This window comes from Hyalangium sp., from assembly GCF_045802625.1.
GTDB lineage: Bacteria > Myxococcota > Myxococcia > Myxococcales > Myxococcaceae > Hyalangium.
Map to the genome: position 1 here is coordinate 1 of NZ_JBJMQP010000211.1, position 8594 is coordinate 8594.

Below are 8594 nucleotides of genomic sequence, written 5' to 3' on the forward strand. Positions count from 1 at the left end.
TTGGAGGGCAACCCCACCCGGGCCGCTGAGGCTGACGTCGGCTTCCGCGTGGCGGGCTGGTACTGGACCACGCACGGGCTCAACGCCCTGGCCGACGCAGGCGACTTCCGGGAAATCACCCATCGGATCAACGGTGGCTTCAACGGCCAGGAGCAGCGGGAGAAGTACTACCAGCGGGCACTGGCCGCACTGTGAAGCCCTCCGGAGGACTTCGTGTATGCCGGCACACTAAGCCTCGGCTGGCGGAGGCCGAAACCTTGAGGCAATGGCGCAGCGGAATACCGTGCCGGGCTGATGAGTGTCCCGCTGTCTCCGCTGCTGCAGAGGTTTGAATCCCACCTGGCGTGTGCACGCTGGCTCTCACCGCACACGGTCCGCAATTACCTCGTGGACGCTCGGCACTTGGAGGCCTGGCTTGGAGCTCGAGGCCAGTCCCTCAAGGCTGCCACCCGCGCTGATCTCAAGTCCTACTTCGTGGAGCTGCGCCCGCTGCTGGCCCCGGCCAGCAGAGCCAGGCGCCTGGAGGGAGTAAAGGAGCTCTACCGCTTCCTGCAGCGCCACCGCATGGTGAAGGCCTCGCCGGCGGAGCGCCTGGGTGAGCGCTTCGGCCGCGCGAGGCGGCGGCCCAGCACCTGGCTCTCCGAAGCGGAGGTTGCCTCGGTGCTCGCAAGGCCTGTCGCTCCCACCGTCTTCCTGTTGAGGGACAGGGCCATCCTCGAGCTGCTGTATGGCGGAGGCCTCCGCAGCGCCGAGCTGCAGGGGCTCAACCTGGATGACGTGGACGTCGCCGGCTGCATGGTGCGGGTGATGGGCAAGGGCATGAAGGAGCGCCTGTGCCCGCTCAACCGTGACGCCATGCGCGCCCTCCAGGAGTACCTCGAGCTGCGCCCGCTGATCTGCCGCGGCGGTGACGAGGACGCCCAGCGCGCCGTGTTCCTCAACTCTCATGGGGAGCGAGCCTGCAAGAGCGTGGTGTACCGGTGCGTCCAGCGGGCCTTCGCCTCGAGGCTGGGAAAGCACGTGTCACCGCATGCGCTCCGTCACGCCTTCGCCTCGCACCTGGTGCACAGAGGCGCTCGCATCACCGACGTCCAGGAGCTGCTCGGCCACGCCGACGCCAACACCACCGCCCGGTATGTCCAGTGCACCACGGAGTACCTCCAGGCGCAGCACCAGGCGCACCACCCCCGGGCCTGAAGGGCCACAAGGCTGTTGCATGTGTGTGCGGGTGGGATCTAAGTTCGGGCAACCGGAGAGAGGTAGCACTCTCACCCGGTGCCCTAGGCACGTCAGCGGTAGCAGCCGCTGCGGCTTTCTGGTGGGTCCTCCCTGATGGGGGGCAGCTCACTGGCGTGGCGCCCGGACCCGGATGCTGTGCAGGCTGTCCTGCTACGGGCGGCACGGTAGTGCTCCACACTGACGTGTGGGGCCGTGGTGACGGACGTTGCGAGAGGTCAGCCCTACTCAGCCAGAAGTACGCCCGCGCGCTGCTACGTGCGAGAGATCTTTTCTCACTTCGCAAGCGCGCTACATAACGGGCTCTTATCGCGCAGACTGAGAGAAAGTTGTGCTGGGTGATTTCTCACCCAGCCCCACTCTCAAGGATTTCCGAGGGATGGCCTGTCACCCGGGCTTTACCCGGGAGAGCCCCTGGCGCTCGAAGGGGCCGTCAGTAGCGCAGAGGGAGCACCCACAGCTCGCTGCCGTGGACTCCATCGTGGGCGACGAAGAAGACCTGGGAGCCCACCCGGGTGAAGCCCTGTGGGAACGAGGAGGCCGGCCCCGGCGAGATGTCCTGCACCCGGCGCGTGTTGCTCAGCGTTCCTTTGCTCACCCAGAGCTCCAGGCCCGACGTGTCATCCGCGCCACTGAAGAGCACGCGCTTGTCGAGCGCGAAGAGCGTGGTTCCGAACTCGTCGTACAGGCTCAACGGGTGGTGCACCATCGTCGTTCCGGCGGTCGTCCCATTGCTCGCCCAGAGCTGGGTGTCGCGCGGGGCCGGCCCGAAGCCATAGATGCCAAGCGAGAAGAAGAGCCTCTCGCCCGCGACGGCGAAGGTGTCGATGTAGAGCGACGAGTCCGGATCGCTGTAGGGGTTGGGCAGGTGAGCGACGAACTTCACATGCGAGGCAGGCGCGCCGTTCCTCAGCCTGTACAGGGTCATCGAGCCGTCGGGTTGATCCCTCACCGCGAAGTACAGGTAGTCGAGGACCGCATCAAGGACCTGCACGTAGTTGCTGTCCGGGCCGGGCTTCAGGTCCGCGGCGAGCACCGTGCCGCTCAAGGTGCCATCGCTCCTCCACAGCTCGGTGCCGTGGGCCAGATCCGTGGCGGTGAAGTAGACGTTGTGGCCCAGGGCTCGCAACCCGTAGGGATAGGAGCTGTCCGGCCCCGGCAGGATGTCCTTCACCAGCCCCGTGCCCGCCTCGGTGCCATTGCTCTTCCACAGCTCGGTGCCGTGCGCCGGATCCGTGAAGACGAAGAAGAGCGTGTTGTTCACCACTACGTCCACGAACGACAGAGATGTGTCGGCGCCCAGATCCTTGATCCGCACCGTGCCGGCCTCGGTGCCATCACTCCTCCACAGCTCGGTGCGAGAGGGCGAGGTGGGCGTCTCTGGGATGTAGCGGAAGAAGAGCAGCCAGGATCCGACGGCCTTCAAGTGGTACGGCCCCGAGTCTCCCGGCCCTGGAACGATGTCCTTCACCAGCCGCGTGCCGCCGGTGGTGCCATCGCTCACCCACAGCTCGCGGCCGTGGTCCGCGTCGCTCACCACGAAGAAGAGCCGTGAGCCCAGCGGCGTCAGCTCATTCAGGGTGTTGAAGAAGAAGCCTGACGGAGGCGATGAGAACTGCTTGACCGGCACGGTGCCCCCCGATGTTCCGTCGCTCTTCCAGAGCTCCCTGCGGCCGTCCTCGAAGTTGGCGGCGAAGAAGAGCTTGCCTTGGAACGCCACCAGGCTCTCCGGGAAGGGACCCCACCACGGAGGACCGCTGATCGGCGGGAAGAGGTCCTTCACCAGATGCGCGGTCCCCAGCGCTGGCTGGGCCTGCTCCGGAGCCATCTCATCCTGGATCCCGCTCTCCAGGAGTCCGCTCTCTGGCAGCCCGGTGGGAGCGCTGAGTTGCGAGCGCTCGTCCTCCTGCATACCTTCATTGGACAGCGCCCCGCCGCACCCCAGGGCAAGCAAGCAGATCAGCCCCATTCCACGCCACACTCTCATCCCTACCTCCACCGGAATTGGTGGCGACAGGATGAGAACGACGGAGCGCTTTGCCCAGTGTCCCGGGCAGCCAACGCCTTACAGCAAATCCGTCAGAGACTCGGAGTCCGCGGCTCCTCTGTTCCAGCGCCCACCGCCGAGCAACACGCTCGCCTGGTGGGCTGCTTGTCACTCGAACTCGAGCGCGCGCTGGAAGTCCGCGGGGTTGGTCGCCGCGCTGCGCGCCGTGTCCAGGGTGATGACCCCATCGCGGTACAGCTTGCTCAGGTGCTGATCGAAGGACTGGGTGCCGTAGGTGTCGCGGCCCTTTTCGATCACGTCCTTGAGCTCGTTGGCGCGGTCCTCGCGGATGTACTCCTGCACCGTCTTCGTCTGGACCATGATCTCCAGCGCCACCGCGCGCCCCTTGTTGTCCGCGCGAGGCAGCAGCCGCTGGGAGATCGTCGCCTTGAGGCTGTCGGCCAGGCGCAGGCGCACCATGGTCTGCTCCTCGGCGTTGAACACCGAGACGAGCCGGTTGATGGTGCGCGAGGCGTCCGTCGTGTGCACCGTGGAGAGCACCAGGTGGCCCGTCTCGGAGGCCTTGAGCGCGATGTCGATGGTCTCCGTGTCACGCATCTCGCCCACGAGGATGACGTCCGGGTCCTGCCGCAGCGCCGCGCGCAGCGCCATGGCGAAGCTCGTCGTGTCCGGGCCAATCTCTCGCTGGGAGATGGAGGACTTGATGTTCTTGTAGACGAACTCGATCGGGTCCTCGATGGTGAGGATGTGCAGGCTCTCGTTGCGGTTGATGTGATCGATCATCGCCGCCAGCGTGGAGCTCTTGCCCGAGCCCGTGGCGCCCGTCACCAGCACCAGCCCGCGGTCCTGGCTGGCAATGGACTTGAGGACCTCCGGCAGCCCCAGCCCGTCAATGGTGGGCACGTTGGCGGGGATGATGCGCAGGATGACGGCGAGCGTGCCGCGCTGCCGGTAGATGTTCACGCGGAAGCGGGCCACCCCGGCCAGGCCGTACGAAGCGTCGTGCTCCTGGATGGTGTCGATCTCGTTCTTGACCTTCGGCTCCTGGATGAGGTGGAGGGCCACCTCCCGGGTGTGCTCGGGGGTCAGCTTGTCCATACGGAGCGGACGGAGCACGCCATTGACGCGATAGATGGGCGGGTCCCCAGGCCGGAAGTGGATATCCGAGGCGCCATTCTGCACGCCCACCGAGAGCAGCTTGTCGAGTGTTGCCTTGTCCAGAGTGCCTACCTCGCGAGAGGCAAAGACCCTAGCACCTTGGAGCGCCGATCCAGAAGTTGCTGTAGGTGTAGAGGTGAAGGCACCACCGGGGGCGTTTGAGCCCCAAGGGTACGAAGGCTCTGCCCTACCTGATAAGTTGTGTGCAGGCCCCATGTCCACGGAGTCGGGGCCCGCCACTCTTTGGGCTCAAGGGAGAGCTAATGCGGAAGGTTGTTCTCGGATGGATGGCGGTGATGGTCCTGTGCTGTGCAGTTGGAGCGGTGGCCGGGGAGCCGGTATCGGACGCGCGGCTGCAAGAGGCCCAGAAAGCCTATGACGAGGCGAAGCGGCTCGACGCTGCGGGCAAGTACGCCGAGGCCGTGGTGCAAGGCGAACAGGCGCTCGCACTGCGGGAGGCGGCGCTCGGGGGCACGCACCCTGACGTCGCCGCCAGTCTGGACCTGCTCGGCCAGGTATACCGGCACCAGGGGGACCGGGCCCGAGCCAAGCCCCTGATTCAACGCGGGCTCACCATGCGGGAGACGGCGCTGGGCAAGAACCATCCCGACGTCGCCACCTCGCTCAACAACCTCGGCGTCCTCTATAAGGACCAGGGGTTGTACGAGCAGGCGGAGCCGCTCTACCAGCGCTCGCTCGCCATCCGGGAAGCAGCGCTGGGCAAGAACCATCCCGACGTCGCCATCTCGCTCAACAGCCTCGCCGTCCTCTACATGGACCAGGGTTTGTACGAGCGGGCCGAGCCCCTCTTCCAGCGCGCGCTCGCCATTCGGGAGGAGTCCCTCGGACAGAACCATCCTGACGTCGCCACCTCGCTCAACAACCTCGGCACCCTCTACATGGAGCAGGGGTTGTACAAGCAGGCGGAGCCGTTCTACCAGCGCGCGCTCGCCATTCGGGAGACAGCGCTGGGCAAGGACCATCCCGACGTCGCCCAATCGCTCAACAGCCTCGCCGTCCTCTACATGGACCAGGGGTTGTACGAGCGGGCCGAGCCGCTCTACCAGCGCTCACTCGCCATTCGGGAAGCGGCGCTGGGCAAGAGTCATCCCGTCGTCGCCTCCTCGCTCAGCAACCTCGCCAACCTCTACTTGAACCAGGGGTTGTACGAGCGGGCCGAGCCGCTCTACCAGCGCTCACTCGCCATTCGGGAAGCGGCCCTCGGCGGGAAGCACCCCCTGGTCGCTGATTCGCTCAACAATCTGGGCAGCCTCTACTACTTACGGGGGTTGTACGAGCGGGCCGAGCCGCTCTACCAGCGCGCGCTCACCCTTGAGGAAGCGGCCTTCGGCAAGAGCCATCCCGCCGTCGCCGATTCGCTCAACAACCTGGGCGTCGTCTACAGGGGCCAGGGGTTGTACAGCCGGGCCGAGCCGCTCTACCTGCGCGCGCTCGCCATCAAGGAAGAGACCCTGGGCAAGAGCCATCCCGCCGTCGCCGATTCGCTCAACAACCTCGCCAACCTCTATCAGGACCAGGGGTTGTACAGCCGGGCCGAGCCGCTCTACCTGCGTGCGCTCGCCATCCAGGAAGAGACCCTGGGCAAGAAACACCCCACCGTCGCCACCTCGCTCAACGACCTCGCCAACCTCTACGCGGACCAGGGGTTGTACAGCAGGGCCGAGCCGCTCCACCTGCGCGCGCTCGCCATCCGGGAAGCGGTCTTGAAGAAGAACCACCCTGACATCGCCCAATCGCTCCACAACCTCGGCGCCCTCTACCAGGAGCAGGGGTTGTACGGCCGGGCGGAGCCGTTCCTCCAGCGCGCTCTGGCCATATATGAAGCGGCGCTGGGCAAGAACCATCCCTTCATCGCCCAGTCGCTCAACCTCCTGGCTTCGCTCAGGCTGGCCCAGCGCCGCCTCGACGCGGCCGTTCCGCTGTTCACGCGCGCCTTCGCCGTCTCCGAGCACCGCCTGCGCCACGAGGCGCTCGACTTCTCCGAGGCGCGTCTGGCCGGCTTCCTTCAGTTTCTGCGCACCGACCAGGAGCGCCTCTATGCGCTGCTGCGAGCCCATCCCGACAACGCCAGCGTCAGAGGCCTGGCGCTGGGCGCCGCCCTGCTCCTCAAGGGCCGCTCCGTCGAGGAGACGGCCGATATCTCCCGGGCGGTCTACCGCAGCCTGGGCCCCCAAGACCAAGACACCTTCGAGCACTTGCGCGGGCTGCGCACCCAGCTGGCCCAGCTCTCGCTCCAAGGCCCGGGCTCGCTCTCCGCCGCCGACTACCAACAACAGCTCAAGACGCTGGCTGATCAGGGTGATGCCCTCGAAGCCACCCTGGCCCAGCGCTCCGCCCCGCTGCGCGCCCTGGCCGCGCAGCCTTCTCCCGCGGACATTGTCGGCCGTGTCGCCCAGGCCCTGCCCAAGGACGGGGCCCTCGTCGAGTTCATCACCTACGAGGACCGCCCGCTCGTGCCCAAGCCCGGCACGCCCGAGTCCCAGCGTCCCAGCCAGCTGCACTCCCTGGCGCTGGTGCTCTTTCCGGATGCCACGACCCGCGCGATCGATCTGGGCCCCGCCGAGCCGCTGGACTCGGCCGCCTCGAGCCTGCGGGCCGCCCTGGCCAACCAGGACTTTGCCTTCCAAACCCAAGCCCAAGCGCTCTACCAGGTGGCTTTCCAACCCCTGCTTCCGCTGCTGGGGAAGACCCGCCGCCTCTTCATCTCGCCGGATAGCCAGCTCGGCCTCGTGCCCTTCGCCGCCCTCCACGACGGACACCAGTTCCTCGTGGACACCTTCGACTTCACCTACCTCACCTCCGGCAGGGACCTGCTGCCGCGTCCCCAGGAGACAGCCCCCGCGTCCTCCGTGGTCGTCCTCGCCGACCCGGACTTCGACGCCCCGCTTCCGTCTCCCGCCCCCTCCACGGATGAGACCTCAGGGCATACCGAGCGCTTCTTCTCCGTCGAACGCTTCTCCTCGGTGCGCGAAGACCCGGTGCACCGAGCCTGGGCCACGGTCTCCCTGCCGGGCACACGCCTGGAGGCCCAGGCCATTCAGCGCCTGCTTCCCCAGGCCCAGCTCTACCTCGGCGCGGAGGCCACCAAGCAGCGCCTGCTGCAGTTGCCCACTCCCGGCATCCTCCACCTGGCCACCCACGGCTTCTTCCTGGAGGATGCCCCGGCTCCTGCAAGCTCGCGCGGCGTCGCCCATTTCGGTGCCATGGGCGAGGAACCTCCCGGCTCGCGTCCTCCGGATCCGCTGCTGCGCTCGGGCTTGCTCCTGGCGGGTGCGGGTGCACTGACGACCTCCCCCTCCAACTCCCAGGCCTCGCCCGACAGCGCGCTGGTGACGGCGCTGGAGCTGGCCGGCCTCGATCTGTGGGGCACCCAGCTGGTGGTGCTGTCCGCCTGTGACACCGGCCGCGGCGACGTAAAGAGGGGGCAGGGCGTGTACGGCCTGCGCCGGGCCTTCCTGGTGGCCGGAGCCGAAACAGTGGTCACCAGCTTGTGGAAGGTGGACGACCAGACGACGAGCGCGCTGATGGAGGCCTACTACCGCAACCTCTTGGCGGGCCAAGGGCGCGCCACCGCGCTGCGCGAGGCCATGCGCACGCTGCGTACTACCCGGCCCCACCCCCACTACTGGGCCCCCTTCATTGCCCTGGGCAGTGACGCGCCTCTGCGCTCGCTCACACCCACGCCCGCTGCGCGCCCGTAGCGCCCTGGACAACGCGCCCGCGCTCCCAGCGAAGCACGGGCGCTTCCGGAGGCGGTGGGCCCCGGACCGTGGACTCGAATTCCTCCGGCGGCGCCCCCCCGGTCCGCCGCCTCCGGCACTCGTGTGCGTACCCTCCCTCGACTCACGCCCCCTCGCTCGCAAAGAGCTCCACCGCCTCCGGCATGGAGAGCCGGTAACTCGAAAAACGATGCAGAAAATCCGCAGGGGCGGGCCCGCCCAGCGCCTGAGGATGCCGCGCTGGGGGCGCTGGGAGACTGATTCAGAAAAGCTGATGAGCGCTCAATCTTCCTTATGCTTCTGGAGCATCAGCTTGGGTTCCAGGGGGAGAGATGACGCGGGTTCTCATGGGGGTGATGGTCGCCTTCGTCCTCTGCTGCGCGGAGGAGGCGGTGGCCGACGGGGAGGAAACCAGCAAACCGTTGCAAGAAGCCCAAGCCGCTTACGACCAA

The 8594-nt window shown here is 67.2% G+C and carries 4 protein-coding genes and 1 pseudogene; 3 read left to right on the forward strand and 2 right to left on the reverse strand.

The features are described 5' to 3' along the window. Both ACJ8AT_RS34445 and ACJ8AT_RS34450 read left to right on the forward strand, forming a co-directional pair. Positions 1–195, forward strand: a pseudogene (locus ACJ8AT_RS34445) (peptidoglycan-binding protein); the annotation flags it as partial. A 99-nt stretch (positions 196–294) separates the two neighbouring features. After that, positions 295–1197: a tyrosine-type recombinase/integrase gene (locus tag ACJ8AT_RS34450; RefSeq protein WP_407742201.1), complete on the forward strand. Its 903-nt coding sequence runs from the start codon at positions 295–297 to the stop codon at positions 1195–1197. A gap of 472 nt (positions 1198–1669) precedes the next feature. On the opposite strand, the gene ACJ8AT_RS34455 is transcribed toward ACJ8AT_RS34450, so the two are convergent. Next, positions 1670–3223 carry an ELWxxDGT repeat protein gene (locus tag ACJ8AT_RS34455; RefSeq protein WP_407742202.1) on the reverse strand — a complete coding sequence of 518 codons (1554 nt, stop codon included), beginning with the start codon at positions 3221–3223 and terminating at the stop codon, positions 1670–1672. A gap of 168 nt (positions 3224–3391) precedes the next feature. Further along, positions 3392–4465 (reverse strand): type IV pilus twitching motility protein PilT, encoded by a 1074-nt coding sequence (locus ACJ8AT_RS34460; protein ID WP_407742204.1) that lies wholly within the window; start codon positions 4463–4465, stop codon positions 3392–3394. 200 nt (positions 4466–4665) lie between these two features. Here ACJ8AT_RS34460 and ACJ8AT_RS34465 point away from each other — a divergent pair, with 200 nt between their 5' ends. Continuing rightward, positions 4666–8124 (forward strand): tetratricopeptide repeat protein, encoded by a 3459-nt coding sequence (locus tag ACJ8AT_RS34465; protein WP_407742203.1) that lies wholly within the window; start codon positions 4666–4668, stop codon positions 8122–8124. Positions 8125–8594: the final 470 nt, after the last annotated feature.

Bases quoted from the DNA above. Each gene is read 5' to 3' on its own strand.
- ACJ8AT_RS34450 (WP_407742201.1), top strand. From the start codon at position 295: ATGAGTGTCCCGCTGTCTCCGCTGCTGCAGAGGTTTGAATCCCACCTG.
- ACJ8AT_RS34455 (WP_407742202.1), bottom strand. From the start codon at position 3,223: ATGAGAGTGTGGCGTGGAATGGGGCTGATCTGCTTGCTTGCCCTGGGG.
- ACJ8AT_RS34465 (WP_407742203.1), top strand. From the start codon at position 4,666: ATGCGGAAGGTTGTTCTCGGATGGATGGCGGTGATGGTCCTGTGCTGT.